Source organism: Rhizobium sp. CF080, assembly GCF_000282095.2.
In the GTDB taxonomy this organism is placed as follows: domain Bacteria; phylum Pseudomonadota; class Alphaproteobacteria; order Rhizobiales; family Rhizobiaceae; genus Neorhizobium.
In genome coordinates this window covers 29,763-47,931 of the sequence record NZ_AKKC02000011.1, presented here as the reverse complement: position 1 = coordinate 47,931, position 18,169 = coordinate 29,763, and the positions used below count along the sequence as shown (strand labels likewise).

Genomic DNA, 18,169 nt, shown 5'->3' with positions numbered 1-18,169 from the left:
GGCAAGAGCAGTATTTTATCGGCCAAGTGCCCTCAGCCGTGGCTGACCGCCGCCCCCTTCACCCGGCCGGAAAGCACCCCGAACCCGTCGATGATCGCTTCCTGGTTTTCCATGCGGACGATTTCGAGCTGGACCTCGGAAAGTGCGCGCAGCAGCGGCTCGATCTCGCCGGCATCGCCTGCTTCCGTCGTCTCGGCGATCTCCCGCTCCAGCTCGATCTTCTGGAGCCTGAGCGCCTTGGTGCGCTTGTGCAGCGAAAGCGCCTGACGATAGCCCTCTCGGGCATCCTCCAGTGCGGCGATCTCCGTCGCGGTCCAGAGACGCGCGTTGCGCACCTGCTGGTCGAGGGATTTCAGGATCACGTCGAACCCCTCGCCGGTAAGCCGCTGCATCAGGTATTCGCGCGAAAGATTGGCGCCTGATGTCGCGGCCGCCGGCAGCATGGCCGACCAGAAACGCTGCAGGTCGCGGTTCTCGAAATCGATCGCGGCGATCTCGTCATACTCCTCCAGCAGAAGCTGCGGATGGTTGACGATGGTGAGCGCCAGCACGCTTTCCCGAAGCGCCGGAAGATCCCCATAACCACGCACCAGACCGGAACGCGCAAGCCGGTCGGAAACCCCCGCGGCCCTTCCCGCAGCACGCGGTCCCTGCGGAGGGCCGCCCTGCCCCGGCTTGCCACCGCCGGCACCACGCTGAAAATTCTGGCGCCGGTCGCCGCCACCGCGCGGAGCCGGTGCAAAGAAACTGTTCAGTCGCTCGCGGATGGCCTGCTGGTAATGGCGGCGCACATTCTCGTCGGCGATGACGGAAACGATCTGCTTCAGCCGTGCCTCGAGCTCGGCGCGTTTTTCCGGCGTGTCGAAACTGGCAGACGCCGCTTCGCGCTGCCAGATCATCTCCACCAGCGGCCGGGCTTCGTTGAGCACCTTGTCGAAGGGCGCGCGGCCCTCATGGCGGACGAGATCGTCCGGATCCTTGCCATCGGGAAGCAGCGCGAAACGCACCGATTTTCCCGGCTTCAGGAACGGAAGCGCCAGATCCGCGGCACGGCTTGCGGCCCTCAGGCCCGCACCGTCACCGTCGAAGCAGAGCACCGGCTGCGACGTCATCCGCCAGAGCAACTCGAGCTGGTTTTCGGTGAGCGCGGTCCCGAGTGGTGCCACGGCATTCTCGACGCCCGCCTGGTGCAGCGCGATGACGTCCATGTACCCTTCGACGGCGATGATCGTACCCTCGCCCTGCCCCGGCTTTCCGACCCCCTGAGCCCGCCTGGCGCGCGAAAAATTGTAGAGCACCTGCCCCTTGTGGAAGAGCTCGGTCTCGTTGGAGTTGAGATATTTCGCCGGCGCATCCGGCGCCATGGCCCGGCCGCCAAAGGCGATCACCTTTTCCCGCGAGGACAGGATCGGAAACATGATGCGATCGCGAAAACGGTCGTAGGAGACGGCGATCCCCTCCCCGTGCACGACCAGGCCGCAAGCTTCGATCTGGTCCTTCGGCACGCCCTTGGCCGCCAGATGTTCCTTCAGCGCATTGCGGCTTTCGGGCGCGTAACCGAGACGGAAGGTCTCGATCGTGCGGCCCGTCAGCCCGCGGTCGCGCAGGTAAGCGCGCGCCTTGGCGCCGACGGCGCTCTGGAGCTGGTCCTGGAAGAACTGCGTCGCCAGCTCCATGACGTCGAGCAGCGTCGTGCGTTCCTTCTCGCGCTTCTCGGCCTGGGGGTCCGGCTGCGGCATGGCGATACCGGCCATGTCGGCGACCGTCTGCACCGCTTCAGGAAAACTCTGCCCTTCGAGATCGGTCAGGAACCGGAAATGGTCGCCTGTGACGCCGCAGCCGAAGCAGTGGTAGCGGCCCTTGCGGTCCTCGCAATGGAAGCTCGGACTCTTCTCACCATGGAAAGGGCAGCAGGCCCAGTAGTCGCCACGCGAGACGTTGGTCTTCTTGCGATCCCACGTCACCCGCCGGCCGACCACGCCCGATATCGGCACGCGATCGCGAATCTCGTCGAGAAAACTGTTGGAAAAGCGCATTTCTACCTCTTGGGGTCAGCTTCCATATAAGCGCAGACCTTCAGGAACGCCACCGCCAAGGGAAATGCTACCCGCTATTCACAGGAAGCGAACGGGGCAACCGGCTCGCCGGCACCACTCGGTCCAAGCTTGAATCTCTTTTCCGGTGACCTACCATCATCCGCGCAATGGGTTTTCAAAGGCCAAGATATTTCATGACGAAACGCGATTTCATCTATGTGGCGTTGCTGATCGCGCTTGCCACCGGCCCGATCATCGACGCCTTCACCGGGGTGCCGACGCGGTGGGATTGACCCTCAACGATGCCGGTCAGCTGATCGCGACCATTGTCCTCCGCGTCTGGTGGGAGATGGAGGACGCGAAATTGCGGGGCGGCACCGCCGCGATCCTGACCCAGACCGCCACCGTTTTTCTCGCGCCTCTGGGGCTGCTCATCTATTTCTTCCAGTCGCGGAAACCGATCGCTGCGACCATCGCCTTCGTGGCCTTCATCGGAGGCGCGCTGCTCGCCATCATCGGCGGAGCATTTCTGGGTGGATGGCTGGTCGCCGCCTGATCAGCCCAGCGTGAGTCCGGCGCTCCCGTTTGCCCCAACGTGGGGCAAATTTTTGGCAGATCAGCAGGGGGCAAGATTATCTTTTTGTAATTTGCCAGACGGACCCTGCGGGATTTAGCTCCTTTCCGAATTCGGAAATGCCGGCCGCGTACAGACACGCAACGGCAAGAATTTCCTTCGCTCTTCGGGACGAGGCGTGTCGCAGCGTATCGCAGCACCTCGGGCCGTCTCACCGGCGGCAAGTCCGCAGTCGGCCGGCGGGATCCAGGAGAGCAAAAAGGCGGAAATCCGGTCACCGGATTCCCGCCTTTCGTTGACCGACCTCAAAAATGGCCGCTTATTTCAAAAGCTCTTTCACCACGCCGGAAGCCTTGGCGAAATCCATCTGGCCCGGATGCTTTTCCTTGAGCACCGCCATGACCTTGCCCATGTCGCGCAGGCCTTGCGCGCCGGACTCGGCGATCGCCGCCTTGATCAGGTCCTGCACCTTCTCGTCCGAGAGCTGTTCGGGCATGAATCCCTTGATGATCTCGATTTCCTCGCGCTCCTGCGTCGCAAGCTCGGCGCGTCCGGCATCCTGATAAATCTTCGCCGATTCCTCGCGCTGCTTCACCATCTTCTGCAGGATCTGCAGGATGTCGTCATCGCTGACCGGGTCCTTGCCGAGACCGCGATTGGCAATGTCGCGATCCTTGATCGCAGTCTGGATCAGCCGCACGGTCGAAAGCCGGCGGGTGTCCTTGGCCTTCATGGATTCCTTGAGCGCATCGGAAAGCTTGTCGCGCAACATCGTTTTTTCTCCTTGGGAAAAGCTCTGGCGCAGGCACGGTGAATTGTGGCTTTTCCTTGGCATTCACACCGCTGTCATAGACGACGGTTCGGGGGCGATCAAATCAAATCACCCAAACCGTTGAATCCCATGATCTATAATCTCCATGGAATTCTTGGGCTGCGAGATTGACCACCTCGCCCGCTTTGTCTATTTTCCGGCACCTGCACGAGATTTAGAGGTTTGGGCTTGCGCCGGGATTTCCGCGCGCCCGTCTCTCACGACCATAGATGGCCCTCACAGCCTGTTCCTTCAAGGGACGGGACCGGTGAGGCAGAAGGATGGATATGACCGCGACCGCTCCCTGGACCACCAAGAAACCCACCGCATTGCTCGTTCTGGCCGACGGCACCGTGATCGAAGGAACCGGGATCGGCGCAACCGGCAAGGTGCCAGCCGAAGTAGTGTTCAACACCGCACTGACCGGCTACCAGGAAATCCTGACCGACCCCTCCTATCTCGGCCAGATCGTCACCTTCACCTTCCCGCATATCGGCAATATCGGCACCAACGAGGAAGACGTCGAGGACCTGACGCCGGCAGCCCGCCGCGGCGCGGTCGGCACGATCTTCAAGGCCGACATCACCGAGCCCTCCAACTACCGCGCCGCCAAGGATCTTGACGGCTGGCTGAAGGCCCGCGGCATCATCGGCCTGTCCGGCATCGACACCCGTGCGCTGACCGCCTGGATCCGCCAGAACGGCGCCCCGAACGCCGTCATCGCCCATGACCCGAACGGCGTCTTCGACGTCGAGGCCCTGAAGGCCGAAGCCCGCGCCTGGAGCGGCCTCGAAGGCCTCGACCTCGCCAAGGAGGCGACATCCGGCCAGTCGTCGCAATGGGACCAGAAGCCCTGGGTCTGGAACGAAGGCTACGGCGAACTGAAGCCGGAAGACGCGAAATATCACATCGTCTGCGTCGATTACGGCGTGAAGCGCAACATCCTGCGCCTCTTTGCCGGCCTCGACTGCAAGGTGACCGTCGTGCCGGCCCAGACCTCGGCCGAAGACATCCTGGCGCTGAAGCCCGACGGCGTCTTCCTGTCGAACGGCCCGGGCGACCCGGCCGCCACCGGCGAATATGCCGTGCCCGTCATCAGGAACGTCATCAAGACCGACATCCCGACCTTCGGCATCTGCCTCGGCCACCAGATGCTCGGTCTCGCTCTCGGCGCAAAAACCGAGAAGATGCACCAGGGCCATCACGGCGCCAACCATCCGGTCAAGGACCACACCACCGGCAAGGTCGAGATCGTCTCGATGAACCACGGCTTCGCGGTCGATTCGAAGTCTCTGCCGCAAGGCGTTGAGGAGACTCACATTTCGCTCTTCGACGGTACCAATTGCGGCCTGCGCGTCACAGGCAAGCAGGTCTTCTCCGTCCAGCATCACCCGGAAGCCTCGCCGGGCCCGCAGGACAGCCACTATCTCTTCCGCCGCTTCATCAACATGGTGCGCGAGAAGAAGGGCGAGCCTGCCCTTGCGGAACGCTGATTTCCGGCGCCCTTAAAAAATCCGCAGACGCCTATTGACCTCAACATTGGTTGAGGTCCCATAAACGCCCCTGTTCAGAAAAGAGCAGGGGTTTTTCATATGAGCGAAATACAGAATCGACGCATCTTTCGCGTCAACAGGTTTGCGGTTCCGGTCGAAGGGCGCGAAGAATTTATGGCGCTGGTTCACAGGACGCATGAGGTGATCCGCGCCCAGCCGGGATTCATCGAGGATCTGATCCTTGAACAGGCTTCCATCGCCGGATTGTTCAACGTCATCACCATCCTCCAGTTCGAAGGCGAACACGTCCTTCAGCCGGTCATCGCCGCAGTCGCAAAATCGGATGAGGAGGAAGGCATCGATCGGCAGGCGTTGAGCCGACGCCTCGGCGTAGAGACCAACATCGGCTTCTACCACAGGGCGGTTCTACAGGAACTCCTGCCGGCCTGACCAACACGGAGAGCCCGCTGAAACTCAGCGGGCCGCCATCGTCCGGCGGTTCACCAGCAGCCAGAAGCGGCCGCAAAGCAAAGCAGCCGCGGCCGCAAGTCCGGTCACAAAGCCGAACCAGACGCCCTCGCCGCGAAAACCGAGCGGGAAGGCAAACACCCAGGCGCAGGAAAAACCGATCGGCCAATAGGCGATCAGCGCCAGCACCATCGGCACCCTGGTGTCTTTCAGGCCACGCAACAGGCTGGCACCGACCACCTGCAATCCGTCGACCAGCTGGAAAGCGCCGGCGATCACGATCAGCGGCACCGCCAATTCCAGCACTGTCGCGGCATCCTCCTTGCGTATATCCAGGAAGAGATTGCCGAAGAAGCGCGGGATCGTCGCATAAAGCACGCTGCCGATCGTCGTGAAGAGCACGCTGACCACGAGCACGGCGATCGCCGCCCGCTTGACGCCCAGAAGATCGCCGCGGCCGTCGGCGAGCCCGACGCGCACCGTCGCCACCTGCGACAGGCCGAGCGGGATCATGAAGGCGATCGCCGCGAGCTGCAGCGCGATGCCGTGGGCTGCGAGCTCCAGCTTGCCGATGACGCCCATCAGCAGGGACGCGGCCGAAAACAGGCTGGTCTCCGCCAGGATGGTGAAGCTGATCGGCAGGCCGAGCACGATGATCTCGCGCACCATGCTCCAGTCCGGCCGCCAGAAGCGCACGAAGATCTCGTAGGCCCGCATCTTCGGCTGGCTTTCCACATAAAGGAGAGCGGCCACGAACCCGAACAGGTTGGCGGCAACGGAAGCGATCGCAGCCCCGTGCAGCCCCATTTCCGGCGCGCCGAAATGGCCGAAGATCAGCAGATAGGCGAGACCGGCATTGATGAAGAACATCGCGATCGTGACGTAGAGCACGATGCCGCCCTTCTCGAGCCCGGTGACGAAGCTTCGAAGCGCCATCAGCCCGAGTGCCGGGAAAATGCCCCATTGGGCGATGCGCAGATAACTCTGTGCATTCGCCGCAACATCCGGCTGCTGCCCGAGCGTCAGAAGGATGGGTTCGGAAAACCACAGGAGCGGCGCCGTCAGCACGCCGAAGGCAAGCGCGATCCACAGCCCCATGCGCACCGAACGGCGCACCGAGCGGGTATCGCCGTGCCCGAGCGCCTGCGCTACCATCGGCACCACGGCGCTGGTAAACCCGGTGCCGAAGATGAAGACCAGGAAAAACATCTGGGTGGCGAGCACCACCGAGGCGAGTTCGGTTGTGCCGAGCCAGCCGACCAGGATGACGTCGGTCGTGTTGATCGCCATCTGCGCAAGCTGGGCGCCGACCAGCGGCACGCCCAGCGCAAAGGTCGCGCGCATATGCGCGGACCAGGAATTGTCCGTCACCGCCACAGCCATGGTGGGGGAAAGGCTCGACATGACACTCCTCCGCAGACGAAAAAAGCCGCTTCCAGAAACTGGCGAGCGGCGGATGATGCAGCCTATAGAGGAGCATCATCCGTGCGGCAACACTTACAGGCGATTCAGCAGAATTTTTGGACGTCGGTTCAAGAAATCTGATGAGTGAGCTCGTTCTCGGCCGGAACGACCGGCGTTTTTCGTGAAATCCGGCTCAAAAACACCACAGTCGCACAAGCAAGGAAGATCGCCGCCATCAGGTAGGGGGCGCCTGCGAACTCCACTTTCGCATGCCCGCCCGTAAAGGCGCTGAAGAGCTGCGTGAAGATCACCGGACCGATGATCGTCGTCAGGCTTGTGAGGCTGGTCATGGCACCCTGCAGCTCGCCCTGAGCCGAGGGAGGCACCTTGGCCGAAGCGATGCTTCGCAGCGCCGGATCGGCGACGTTCTCGATCGTTGTCACCAGGATGACGGCATAGACCATCCACCCCTGCCAGGAGAAGGCATAGCCGGTGAGGCCAAGGCAGGAGAAGCACAGCCCGAGCACCGCCGTCCTCCATTCGCCGAGCACCGGCACCAGCTTCGGCAGGATGAAGCCCATGACAAAAGCCGCGCAGATGCCGAAGAGCCCGAGCGACAAGCCGATCTGCCCCTCGCTCCAGCCGTAGCGATAGGCGGAGACGAAGGACCAGACCGACGGATAGACCGCATGCGCCAGCCAGTAGAGGAACATCACCAGCATGACCCAGCCGATGCCCGGATAGTGCCGCATCTGGCGCAGCGCGCCGAGCGGATTGGCGCGCTTCAGCTCGAACTTGCGGCGGTTCGCCTTGTCGAGCGTCTCCGGCAGCAGGAACCAGGAGGCGACGAAATTGGCAAGCGACAGAAGCCCGGCGCCGAGGAAAGGCACGCGCGGCCCGAGTTCGCCAAGCAGGCCACCGATCACCGGCCCCACCGTGAAGCCGACGCCGAAGGCGATCCCGATCAGCCCGAAGTTCCTGGCGCGGTTCTCGTCATTGCTGATGTCAGCGATGTAGGCCGAGCAGGTGGCGAAACTGCCGCCGGAAATGCCGGCCAGCACCCGGCCGACGAACAGCATCCAGAAACTGGTGGCGGCCGCGCAGATCAGGTTATCGAGCGCAAAGGTGAGCACCGAGGCGAGCAGGATCGGCCGGCGGCCGAAACGATCGCTGAGGTTGCCGAGCAGCGGCGCGAACAGGAACTGCATGCCGGAATAGATCAGCATCAGCCAGCCGCCATCGACAGCCGCCGCACTCATGTCGTCGCCGGTCAGCTCGCGCAGGAAGGTCGGCAGCACCGGCATGATGATCGCGATCCCGATGATATCGAGGAACAGGATCATGAAGACGAGGAAAAGGCCGCGGCGGACAAATTTCGGGTCGAGCATACGATGTCTCTCTAGCAATGGCGTTTTCTGGAAAGACGATCAGCTCGCCGGGCTGCTTACATAGCGGCAAAAGAAAACGGAAACAATCCGTGAACATTTCAAAGTTTTTGATGAACGGTACAACCGTAACGCATCATTCAAGCGGCTCCACGCCAGTTGGCTTCGAGAAAATCAACGAATGCGCGCAATGGCGCCGGTGATTACAAGAAAGGAACGGCTCCGAAAAGCTCTGCCGCCTGCCCTTCCGCCATTTTTGCGCGATCTCCGTTGACAGCCGCAATCAAACACATAGGCTCGCGTCCGGTTGTTTCGGTCATGATCGATTGGGGGATTATCATGCGCGGGTTGATGGCAATCGCATTCCTCTTGACATCGGGTACCGCCGCGATGGCGGACATGAAGGTCTCCTTCGACTGGGGGCCGACAAAGAAATGTTTCGATTCGAAATCTCCGCCGATCTCGCTCTCGGGCGTACCCGCCGGCACCAAGGCGCTCGATATCCGCATGAAGGATATGGACGTGCCGGATTATAACCACGGCGGCGGCAAGGTGGATTTTTCCGGCCAGAAGTCGCTGGCCTACGGCGCCTTCAGCTATACCGGCCCCTGCCCGCCGTCCGGCAAGCACAAATACCGCTTCACGGTGAAGGCACTCGATGCCGGCGGCAAGACGCTTGCGACCGCCACCTCCGACAAGATGTTTCCTTAAGTCCGGAAGATCTCGACAGCCCAAACCGGAGCCCTTAGAGATTGGCTCACCTTCCTCTTCCGGCGGATTCTTCATGTTCGAACTTTTCTGGCGCGGCATCCTGATCGGCCTCGGCGCAACCATTCTCATGGACCTCTGGGCGATCCTGCTTTACCGCGCCTTCGGCCAGCCAAAACCCAACTGGGCGCCGGCCGGGCGCTGGTTCTGGCACCTGCCCCGGGGAAAGGTCTTCCACGACAGCATTGCTGCCGCCGACCCTTACGAACATGAACTCGCCCTGGGCTGGGCCGGCCATTATGCCGTCGGTCTTCTCTACGGAGTAATCCTCGCCTTCATCATGGGACCGGGCTGGTTTGCCGCGCCGACCTTCATTCCCGCCTGGATCCTCGGCATCGTCACCATCGGCGCCGGCTGGTTCCTGATGCAGCCCGGCATGGGACTCGGTTGGGCCGCCTCGAAGACGCCGAAGCCGGGCAAGGTCCGCCTCCTCAATTTCGCCGCCCACACCGTTTTCGCGCTCGGGCTTTACGGCGCCGCCCTGCTGATCCGCTAACCTTCCAGATCCCGCTTCATCCGGTCGAGCATGTCGACCGCATGCGCCGCATAGGCACCGATCCAGCGGTCGTGGATCGCCTTGATCGGCAATGGATTGAGGTGGTTCCAACGCTCCCGCCCTTCGCGCCTCACCAGCACCAGGTCCGCACCTTCCAGAACCTTCAGATGCTGCATCACTGTGCAGCGGTCGAGCTTGGGAAACCGGGCACAGAGATCGCCCGTCGTCTGCGGCCGATCCTTCAACTCGTCCAGAATCTCCCTGCGAACCGTCGCCGCCAGGGCCTTGAAAATCAGGTCATTTTTTTCATCGCTTGACATGTTATATTTTTATAACATAATAAGGCAGGGAGAAACAAGGGAGAAAGATCATGGAACTGAAGTTCAAGGTATCGGGCCGGATCTCTAAACCGGTCGAGGACGTGTTCGAAGCCGTCGCAGATCCGAAGAAGCTGTCGGGTTATTTCACCACAGGCGGCGCCAAGGGACGGCTCGAACCCGGCGCGACGGTCACCTGGGATTTTCACGACTTTCCGGGCGCCTTCCCGGTCGACGTGGTCGAGGTGGAAAAGAACAGGAAGATCGTGCTGCGCTGGGATGCGACGGAGGGCAATGCGGCCGAACAGGGCCCGGAAAACGTCGCACCCGCCAACTACAAGACGACGGTGACCATGACGTTCGAGCCGCTTGACGGAAACCGCACGCTGGTGACGATCGCCGAGGAAGGCTGGCGCGAAACGAAGGGCGGGCTCGAAGCCTCCTATGGCAACTGCCAGGGCTGGTCGCAGATGCTCTGCGCCATGAAGGCCTTTGTCGAATACGGCATCAACCTCCGCGAGGGGATGTATAAGTAGTTTGGCTCCTGAGGGTGCCGCTCACCCCCTCTGCCCTGCCGGGCATCTCCCCCTCAAGGGGGGAGATCGGCTGGAGCCTGCTCATCGCCCGGGATTGAACGTCACATCCTTCGCAGTGGCTATTTGGATGCCGGGATCGTCCCGCTTGTGATCTCCCCCCTTGAGGGGGAGATGCCCGGCAGGTCAGAGGGGGGCGATCTGGCTCCGCCCTCTCCTTCGGGCCTGAAAGCTACACATTCCCCGAAAACGTATCGCAGGACTTCATGTCGCCCGTATCAAACCCGCGCTTGAACCAGCGCGCGCGCTGCGCCGAGGTGCCGTGGTTAAAACTTTCCGGCACGACATAGCCTTGGCTGCGCTTCTGCAGCGTATCGTCGCCGATCTGCTGGGCGGCGTTCAGCGCCTCTTCGAGATCGCCGGTGTCGAGAATGCCCTTCTGCTGGGTGAACTTACCCCAGACACCGGCAAAGCAGTCGGCCTGCAGCTCGACGCGCACCGACATGCGGTTGGCGTCGGCCTCGCTCATGCGCTGGCGTGCCTGGTTGAATTTCGGCAGGATGCCGAGCAGGTTCTGCACGTGATGGCCGACTTCATGGGCGATCACATAGGCCTCGGCAAAGTCGCCGGCCGCATCGAAGCGCTGCTCGAGTTCCTTGAAGAAATTGGTGTCGAGATAAAGCTTGTGGTCGCCGGGGCAATAGAAAGGCCCGGTCGCGGAAGAGGCAAATCCGCAGGCGGAATTCACCTGGCCCGAAAACAGCACCAGCACCGGCTCCTGATATTGCTGGCCGTTCGCCTGGAAAATGCCGTTCCAGGTATCTTCCGTCTCGGCGAGCACAGTGCGCACGAACGCCGTCGTGTCGTCATTGGCCGGCGTGCGATTGCCGGTCGTCTGCTGCTGCTCGAAGCCCGACCCATCCATGCCGAGTTCGCCAGATAGCAGCGACAGCGGGTTGATGCCGGTGATCCAGCAGATGATCAGGATAACGATGATCCCGCCGATGCCGAGCCCGCCGCCGCGCCGGCCACCGCCGCCCACCGGAATGCGAAATCCGCCCCGCCCAAGCGGGCTCCCACCCATGGAAGCGCCACGCTGGTCCTCGACATTGTCGGATTGCCGCCGCCCTTTCCATTCCATGTCCTGCCCTCCTGTTCGACTGTACTTTAGCCGATATAACGCTGGCGGCCGCAAAAGCGATCCGTCCCAGCATCACATAGCCGAAGATTCGCCCTCAGGCGACCCGCAGGGCCTTTTTCCCCGGCAGGAAAACCGCCAGCAGCCCGAGCGCCGGCAGGAAGGCGCAGACATTGTACACGAAGGTGATGCCGTATTGGTCAGCGAGGATGCCGAGCACTGCCGCGGCGATGCCGCCGATGCCGAAAGCCAGCCCGAAGAAGATGCCTGCGATCATGCCCACCCGGCCCGGCACCAGTTCCTGCGCCATCACCACGATCGCCGGGAAGGACGAGGCCATGATGAAGCCGACGATGGCCGAAAGCCCGATCGTCACCGGCAGGTTGGCAAAGGGCATGGCTAGCGTGAATGGAAGCACGCCGAGAATCGAGAACCAGATCACCACCTTCGAGCCGAACCGGTCGCCGATCGGCCCGCCGATGACGGTCCCGAGCGCGACAGCTCCGAGGAAGACGAAGAGCATGATCTGCGACTGCTGCACCGTCACGCCGAAACGCTCGATGACAAAAAACGTGTAGTAGCTGCCGATGCTCGCCATGTAGATGTTCTTGGAGAAGGTCAGCAGCGCCAGCACCGTCAGCGCAATCGCCACCGTGCGCTTCGACAGGTTATGCGCGTTGAGAATGCGCTTGCGGCCCTTGTTGGCGAGCATATGCGCCTTGTACCAGCGCGCTACCCAGGACAGGATGACGATGCCGAGCAGCGCGATGCCGGAGAACCAGGCGACGCTCCCCTGCCCGTTCGGCACGATGATGAAGGCAGCGAGCAGCGGGCCGATCGACTGGCCGAAATTACCGCCGACCTGGAAGACCGACTGCGCAAAACCATAGCGGCCGCCGGAAGCCAGCCGCGCGACGCGCGAGGATTCCGGATGGAAGACCGCCGAGCCGATGCCGATCAGCGATGCCGCAACGACCAGCATGACGTAGGAATGGGCAGCGGCCAGCATGAAGAGGCCGATGAAAGTCGAGCCCATGCCGACCGGGAGCGAATACGGGAAAGGCTTCTTGTCGGTGATGATGCCGATCACCGGCTGCAGCAGCGAGGCCGTGCACTGGAAGGCGAGCGTCAGGATGCCGATCTGCCAGAAATCGAGGGCATAATCGGTCTTCAGCATCGGATAGATTGCCGCGATCATCGACTGCATGATGTCGTTCAGCATGTGGCAGAAGCTGACGGCCAGGATGATTGGCAGCACCGTCACTTCGGCGGCAGTGGCGGAAACGGGTTTGGATGTTGCATCGGCCATGGAATTTCCTCCGCGCAAGCGGTCGTCATCGCGGATGGCCGTTGCTGCAAGTTACTTGAGGGCAGCTCTAGTCCCGTAAGCCGGGCCTGTCCATGACAGCAAGGCGCCGAACGGTACGCTTCGAGGAAATTCTTGATACGCAATTTCAAAACCGGCGCGTCACCAGCCGCTGTTGCAGGAACAGCATTGCGGCGATACCGAGCAGTGTCAGGATCAGGATCCAGCTTGGCCCGCCGGAAAAGACCACCGCGTTCATGATCCGCCCCGGAATCAGGGTGAACAGGCCGGCGATCACGATGCCGCCGAAATACATGCCGATGACGGCCGCCTTATGCGCCCGGATATTGTGGGCGCGCGCCGAACTGATCGCCTGCCACGCCCCGACGAGCACGGAGATCGACAGGAGATGGATCGGGCTGAAACCGTGGAAGAGGTTGATCTCGTGGATGAAGAAGCTGGAGAGCGAGGTGATGACCATCAGCGCCATCCAGATCTTGCCGAGCAGCCGGTGTATCGGCGTGCCTTTGCGGTTGAGCAGGATATAGGCGCCGAGCACCGAGGCCGGCAGCACGGCCGCGACATGGATCTGGACGGCAAGCGGCGCATCGAGAAGCGGTTGGAGGTTCATGGGGAATACCTGTTCGAAATCACCAAGCGATTGAATTGATCGCCTGTTTCCGCCATGACTGGCTCACCCTCAACCGGAATGGCGCAGACAACGGACAAACTTCGTGAATCACCCGTTTTTGAGCTCCACGCTTCGTGAATTGCAGCTCTTCACCCGCTCCTGGCGCTTCTGGGCGACCTTTACGCTGGTCATCCTGATCTTCGTCGTCACCGGCCCCTACGGCACGTTCGAGCGCATGACCCTCGGCATCCGGTTCGGCTACTGGCTGACCGTCCACGCGGTTACCTGGACGATCGCCATCTGTTTCGCGCTGATGGCTGAAATCCTGCTGCGCCCGCATCTCAACCACACGCTCGCCCGCATGATGATCGGGTCGCTGGCCGCGGCCCTGCCGATCGGCTTCGCTCTCGGCGCCATCGATTTCGCCTTCTTCGGCCGCTGGGCCGAGATGGAGACCGGCTTCCACCGCGCGCTGTTCGCGCTGCCGCTCTGCGCCCTCTTCTGTCTTCTGACCTACACGGCCATGCACCGGCAGATCGCCGAGGTTTCCGCACCAGCCCCGCCTGTATCGCCTTCGCCTGCCGTGGTGCCGGCCGCTTCGCCCCCAGCCCAACCCGAGATCCTCGCCCGGCTGAAACCCCAGAACCGCGGCGCAATCCTGCGGCTTTCGGTCGAGGACCATTATACCGACGTGGTCACCAGCCGCGGCCATGAACTGGTCCTCCTGCGCTTCGCCGACGCCCTGAAGGAACTTGGACCCACGCTCGGCCTGCAGGTGCACCGCTCCCATTGGGTGGCGGATGCCCATGTCGAGACGCTGAAACGTATTGAAGGCAAGCTTTTCGTCATTGTGAAGGACGGCACCGAGATCCCCGTGAGCCGCACCTATGCCGATACGGTGCGCGCCCGCTTCGGCGACCTCTCCCGCTAGGCGGTGACCGGCACGAGGAAGCGTTGCCGCCGGAACGCCGGTGGCGACGTTGTCGAAAAGCTGGTTTGTCGGCAAGTGATGCCGAACGCTTTTCCTGTCGATTTGGCGATTTATGGGGTTCCGTTCGCCAGAACATTTGCCTATAAGCCGCGTCTAGCCTGAAAAGACATGCGCGCGCGACCCGACCGGTGCCTCTCCACACCGCGCCGGTTTTCCGCGCAGGAAAAAAGCGGAAAGATACCCCATGCCCAAGCGCCAAGATTTGAAATCGATCCTCATCATCGGCGCGGGTCCGATCGTTATCGGCCAGGCATGCGAGTTCGATTATTCAGGCACCCAGGCCTGCAAGGCGCTGAAGGAGGAAGGTTACCGGGTCATCCTGGTCAATTCCAACCCGGCGACGATCATGACCGACCCGGGCCTTGCCGACGCCACCTATGTCGAACCGATTACCCCCGAAGTGGTCGCCAAGATCATTGCCAAGGAACGTCCGGACGCGCTTCTGCCCACCATGGGCGGCCAGACGGCGCTGAATACCGCCCTCTCCCTGAAGCGCATGGGCGTGCTCGACCGCTACAATGTCGAGATGATCGGCGCCAAGCCGGCCGCCATCGACATGGCCGAAGACCGCGCCCTGTTCCGCGAAGCGATGTCCCGCATCGGCCTCGAAACCCCGAAGTCGATGCTGGCCAATGCCACCGACATCAAGGACGCCGACCGCAAGACCCATGAGATCGAGCGCAACCGGGTCAAGGAAAGCCTCACCGGCGCCGAACTCGACAAGGCACTCGACGAGCTCGAAAACCAGTGGAACCTCGGCGAGACCGACCGCAAGCAGCGTTATATCAGCCACGCCATGGCAATTGCCGCCCAGGCGATCGACGTGGTCGGCCTGCCCGCCATCATCCGTCCCTCCTTCACCATGGGAGGCACCGGCGGCGGCATTGCCTATAACCGCTCGGAATTCTTCGAGATCGTCGGCGGCGGCCTCGATGCCTCTCCGACCACCGAAGTGCTGATCGAGGAGTCGGTGCTCGGCTGGAAGGAATACGAGATGGAGGTGATCCGCGACAAGGCGGACAACTGCATCATCATCTGCTCGATCGAGAACATCGATCCGATGGGCGTCCACACGGGCGATTCGATCACTGTCGCGCCGGCTCTGACGCTGACCGACAAGGAATACCAGATGATGCGCAACGCCTCCATCGCGGTGCTGCGCGAGATCGGCGTCGAGACCGGCGGCTCGAACGTGCAGTTCGCCGTCAACCCGAAGGACGGCCGCCTCGTCGTCATCGAAATGAACCCGCGCGTCTCGCGCTCGTCGGCGCTCGCATCGAAGGCCACCGGCTTCCCGATCGCCAAGGTCGCCGCCAAGCTCGCGATCGGCTATACGCTCGACGAACTCGACAACGACATCACCGGCGGTGCGACGCCCGCCTCGTTCGAACCGTCGATCGACTACGTCGTCACCAAGATCCCGCGTTTCGCCTTTGAAAAATTCCCCGGCGCCTCGCCGATCCTGACCACCGCGATGAAGTCGGTGGGCGAAGTCATGGCGATCGGCCGCACGTTCGCGGAATCGCTGCAGAAGGCGCTGCGCGGCCTGGAAACCGGACTGACTGGCCTCGACGAGATCGAAATCCCCGGCTTCGAGGACGGCGAGAACTCCAAGAACGCCATCCGCGCCGCGATCGGCACGCCGACGCCGGACCGGCTGCGCATGGTCGCCCAGGCGCTGCGCCTCGGCCTCACCGAAGGCGAAGTCCATGAGGCCTGCAAGATCGATCCGTGGTTCATCGCCCAGCTCAAGGGCATCACCGACATGGAAGCCCGCGTCCGCGAGCACGGCCTGCCGGACGATGCCGAGAACCTGCGCATGCTGAAGGCCATGGGCTTTTCCGATGCCCGCCTCGCAAGCCTCACCAAGAAGCGTCCGAAGGAAGTGGCGGAACTGCGCAACAGCCTGAATGTGAGGCCTGTCTTCAAGCGCATCGACACCTGCGCCGCCGAATTCGCCTCGCCGACCGCCTACATGTACTCGACCTATGAAACGCCCTTCGTCGGCGAACTGCGCTCGGAAGCGGAAGTGTCGACCGCCAAGAAGGTCGTCATCCTCGGCGGCGGTCCGAACCGCATCGGCCAGGGCATCGAGTTCGACTATTGCTGCTGCCACGCCGCCTTCGCGCTGAAGGATGCCGGCTATGAAGCGATCATGATCAACTGCAACCCGGAAACCGTCTCGACCGACTACGACACCTCGGACCGGCTCTATTTCGAGCCGCTGACCGCCGAAGACGTGATCGAGATCCTGCGCGCCGAACAGGAAAAGGGCGAAGTTGTCGGCGTCATCGTCCAGTTCGGCGGCCAGACCCCGCTGAAGCTCGCCGAGGCGCTCGAAAAGAACGGCATCCCGATCCTCGGCACCGCGCCCGACATGATCGACCTTGCCGAAGACCGTGATCGTTTCCAGAAGCTTCTGATGAAGCTCGACCTCAACCAGCCGAACAACGGCATCGCCTATTCCGTCGAGCAGGCCCGTCTGGTTGCCTCGGAAATCGGCTTCCCGCTCGTCGTGCGCCCGTCGTATGTTCTCGGCGGCCGCGCCATGCAGATCATCCATTCGGAATCGATGCTGCAGACCTACCTGCTCGACACCGTGCCGGGCCTAGTGCCAGAAGACATCAAGCAGCGTTACCCGAACGACAAGACCGGCCAGATCAACACCCTGCTCGGCAAGAACCCGCTTCTGTTCGACAGCTACCTCAGCAACGCCATCGAAGTCGACGTGGATTGTGTCTGCGACGGCACCGACGTTTATGTCGCCGGCATCATGGAACATATCGAGGAAGCCGGCATCCATTCGGGTGACAGCGCCTGCTCGCTGCCGCCGCGCACGCTTTCCAACGAGATGATCGACGAACTGGAGCGCCAGGCGAAGGCCATGGCCAAGGCCCTGCATGTCGTCGGCCTGATGAACGTCCAGTTCGCCATCAAGGACGGCACGGTCTACGTTCTCGAAGTCAACCCGCGCGCCTCGCGCACCGTGCCTTTCGTGGCAAAAACCATCGGCGCGCCGATCGCCAAGATTGCCGCCCGCGTCATGGCCGGCGAAAAGCTGGACGCGACCTTCGCCGCCTACGGCACCAAGCCCGATCCGCGCAACCTGAAGCATATCGCCGTCAAGGAAGCCGTCTTCCCATTCGCCCGCTTCCCCGGCGTCGACATCCTGCTCGGCCCGGAAATGCGCTCGACCGGCGAAGTCATCGGCCTCGACACGGATTTCGCGCTGGCCTTCGCCAAGTCGCAGCTCGGCGCCAGCGTAGAACTGCCGCGCGACGGCACGGTCTTCGTCTCGGTTCGCGACGAGGACAAGATCCGCGTGCTTCCGGCAATCCGCATCCTGACCGATATCGGCTTCAAGGTTCTGGCAACCGGCGGCACCGCCCGCTTCCTCGCCGAACAGGGCATTTCCGCAACCCGCATCAACAAGGTGCTGGAAGGCCGCCCGCATATCGAGGACGCGATCCGCAACCGGCAGGTCCAGCTGGTCATCAACACGACCGACAGCAACAAGGCGATCTCGGATAGCAAATCGCTCCGCCGCGCGACGCTGATGCAGAAGGTGCCCTATTACACCACCATGGCCGGCGCCGAAGCCGCCGCCATGGCGATCAAGGCGCTGAAAGCCGGCAACCTCGAAGTCCGCCCGCTGCAGAGCTATTTCGCCTGACATTGATCGCGCAGCCGAGGGAGACCTTCGGCCGCGCGCACCTTTGCCTTCAGCCTTGATTTCCGCGACATCCACCTGAACGGCGCCTGCAAAACTCGGCGAAGAGGCGATGCGATCGAAGGGAGAGCGGCTCGACGCCCTCCTG

Annotated in this window: 17 protein-coding genes; 8 read left to right on the top strand and 9 right to left on the bottom strand. The window is 62.4% G+C overall.

Features of this window, described 5'->3' with window-relative positions:
- Window positions 1-32: 32 nt before the first annotated feature.
- Window positions 33-2,036, bottom strand: coding sequence for a DNA primase (gene dnaG, locus PMI07_RS24210; protein ID WP_007757029.1), 2,004 nt, complete (start codon window positions 2,034-2,036; stop codon window positions 33-35).
- A 289-nt stretch (window positions 2,037-2,325) separates the two neighbouring features.
- On the opposite strand from dnaG, the gene PMI07_RS24205 reads away from it, so the two are divergent.
- Window positions 2,326-2,592: a hypothetical protein gene (locus PMI07_RS24205; RefSeq protein ID WP_007757031.1), complete on the top strand. Its 267-nt coding sequence runs from the start codon at window positions 2,326-2,328 to the stop codon at window positions 2,590-2,592.
- A 337-nt stretch (window positions 2,593-2,929) separates the two neighbouring features.
- On the opposite strand, the gene PMI07_RS24200 is transcribed toward PMI07_RS24205, so the two are convergent.
- Window positions 2,930-3,382 (bottom strand): GatB/YqeY domain-containing protein, encoded by a 453-nt coding sequence (locus PMI07_RS24200; protein ID WP_007757037.1) that lies wholly within the window; start codon window positions 3,380-3,382, stop codon window positions 2,930-2,932.
- 326 nt (window positions 3,383-3,708) lie between these two features.
- Between PMI07_RS24200 and carA the strand changes: the two genes are divergently transcribed.
- The gene (carA, locus tag PMI07_RS24195; RefSeq protein WP_037088229.1) at window positions 3,709-4,914 is read left to right on the top strand and encodes a glutamine-hydrolyzing carbamoyl-phosphate synthase small subunit; all 1,206 of its coding nucleotides are present in this window, start codon (window positions 3,709-3,711) and stop codon (window positions 4,912-4,914) included.
- Between the two features lie 99 nt (window positions 4,915-5,013).
- Window positions 5,014-5,364 (top strand): hypothetical protein, encoded by a 351-nt coding sequence (locus PMI07_RS24190; RefSeq protein ID WP_007757039.1) that lies wholly within the window; start codon window positions 5,014-5,016, stop codon window positions 5,362-5,364.
- Between the two features lie 24 nt (window positions 5,365-5,388).
- Here the strand turns inward: PMI07_RS24190 and PMI07_RS24185 are convergent, their stop codons facing one another.
- The 3 genes from PMI07_RS24185 to PMI07_RS35430 all read right to left on the bottom strand — a co-directional run bounded on the left by PMI07_RS24185 (window position 5,389) and on the right by PMI07_RS35430 (window position 8,572).
- Complete coding sequence (locus tag PMI07_RS24185; RefSeq protein WP_007757040.1) at window positions 5,389-6,786, bottom strand: MATE family efflux transporter; 1,398 nt, start codon at window positions 6,784-6,786, stop codon at window positions 5,389-5,391.
- A 128-nt stretch (window positions 6,787-6,914) separates the two neighbouring features.
- The gene (locus tag PMI07_RS24180; RefSeq protein ID WP_007757044.1) at window positions 6,915-8,174 is read right to left on the bottom strand and encodes a TCR/Tet family MFS transporter; all 1,260 of its coding nucleotides are present in this window, start codon (window positions 8,172-8,174) and stop codon (window positions 6,915-6,917) included.
- Between the two features lie 200 nt (window positions 8,175-8,374).
- On the bottom strand, window positions 8,375-8,572 hold the full coding sequence (locus tag PMI07_RS35430; protein WP_197032563.1) for a hypothetical protein: 198 nt from the start codon (window positions 8,570-8,572) through the stop codon (window positions 8,375-8,377).
- On the opposite strand from PMI07_RS35430, the gene PMI07_RS24175 reads away from it, so the two are divergent.
- Window positions 8,562-8,882: a phospholipid-binding protein gene (locus PMI07_RS24175; protein ID WP_245277229.1), complete on the top strand. Its 321-nt coding sequence runs from the start codon at window positions 8,562-8,564 to the stop codon at window positions 8,880-8,882. The two genes, PMI07_RS35430 and PMI07_RS24175, sit on opposite strands and share 11 nt — an antisense overlap.
- A 73-nt stretch (window positions 8,883-8,955) precedes the next feature.
- Complete coding sequence (locus PMI07_RS24170) at window positions 8,956-9,435, top strand: DUF2938 domain-containing protein (RefSeq protein ID WP_007757047.1); 480 nt, start codon at window positions 8,956-8,958, stop codon at window positions 9,433-9,435.
- Here PMI07_RS24170 and PMI07_RS24165 read toward each other — a convergent pair.
- Entirely contained in the window at window positions 9,432-9,755 is a 324-nt protein-coding gene (locus PMI07_RS24165) for a helix-turn-helix domain-containing protein (protein ID WP_007757048.1), read from the bottom strand. The genes PMI07_RS24170 and PMI07_RS24165 overlap by 4 nt on opposite strands.
- 50 nt (window positions 9,756-9,805) lie before the next feature.
- On the opposite strand from PMI07_RS24165, the gene PMI07_RS24160 reads away from it, so the two are divergent.
- Window positions 9,806-10,288 (top strand): SRPBCC family protein, encoded by a 483-nt coding sequence (locus tag PMI07_RS24160; protein ID WP_007757049.1) that lies wholly within the window; start codon window positions 9,806-9,808, stop codon window positions 10,286-10,288.
- Between the two features lie 229 nt (window positions 10,289-10,517).
- Here PMI07_RS24160 and PMI07_RS24155 read toward each other — a convergent pair whose 3' ends face one another.
- From PMI07_RS24155 to PMI07_RS24145, 3 genes are all read right to left on the bottom strand, one after another.
- Window positions 10,518-11,426 (bottom strand): neutral zinc metallopeptidase, encoded by a 909-nt coding sequence (locus PMI07_RS24155; RefSeq protein ID WP_007757050.1) that lies wholly within the window; start codon window positions 11,424-11,426, stop codon window positions 10,518-10,520.
- A 94-nt stretch (window positions 11,427-11,520) separates the two neighbouring features.
- Window positions 11,521-12,732 carry an MFS transporter gene (locus PMI07_RS24150; RefSeq protein ID WP_007757051.1) on the bottom strand — a complete coding sequence of 404 codons (1,212 nt, stop codon included), beginning with the start codon at window positions 12,730-12,732 and terminating at the stop codon, window positions 11,521-11,523.
- 145 nt (window positions 12,733-12,877) lie between these two features.
- Window positions 12,878-13,360, bottom strand: coding sequence for a DUF2306 domain-containing protein (locus PMI07_RS24145; protein WP_007757052.1), 483 nt, complete (start codon window positions 13,358-13,360; stop codon window positions 12,878-12,880).
- Between the two features lie 103 nt (window positions 13,361-13,463).
- Here PMI07_RS24145 and PMI07_RS24140 point away from each other — a divergent pair, with 103 nt between their 5' ends.
- A complete protein-coding gene (locus tag PMI07_RS24140) occupies window positions 13,464-14,291 on the top strand; it encodes a LytTR family DNA-binding domain-containing protein (protein ID WP_007757053.1) in 828 nt (275 codons plus the stop codon).
- A gap of 244 nt (window positions 14,292-14,535) precedes the next feature.
- Window positions 14,536-18,024: a carbamoyl-phosphate synthase large subunit gene (gene carB / locus PMI07_RS24135; RefSeq protein WP_007757054.1), complete on the top strand. Its 3,489-nt coding sequence runs from the start codon at window positions 14,536-14,538 to the stop codon at window positions 18,022-18,024.
- The last annotated feature ends 145 nt before the right edge of the window (window positions 18,025-18,169 follow it).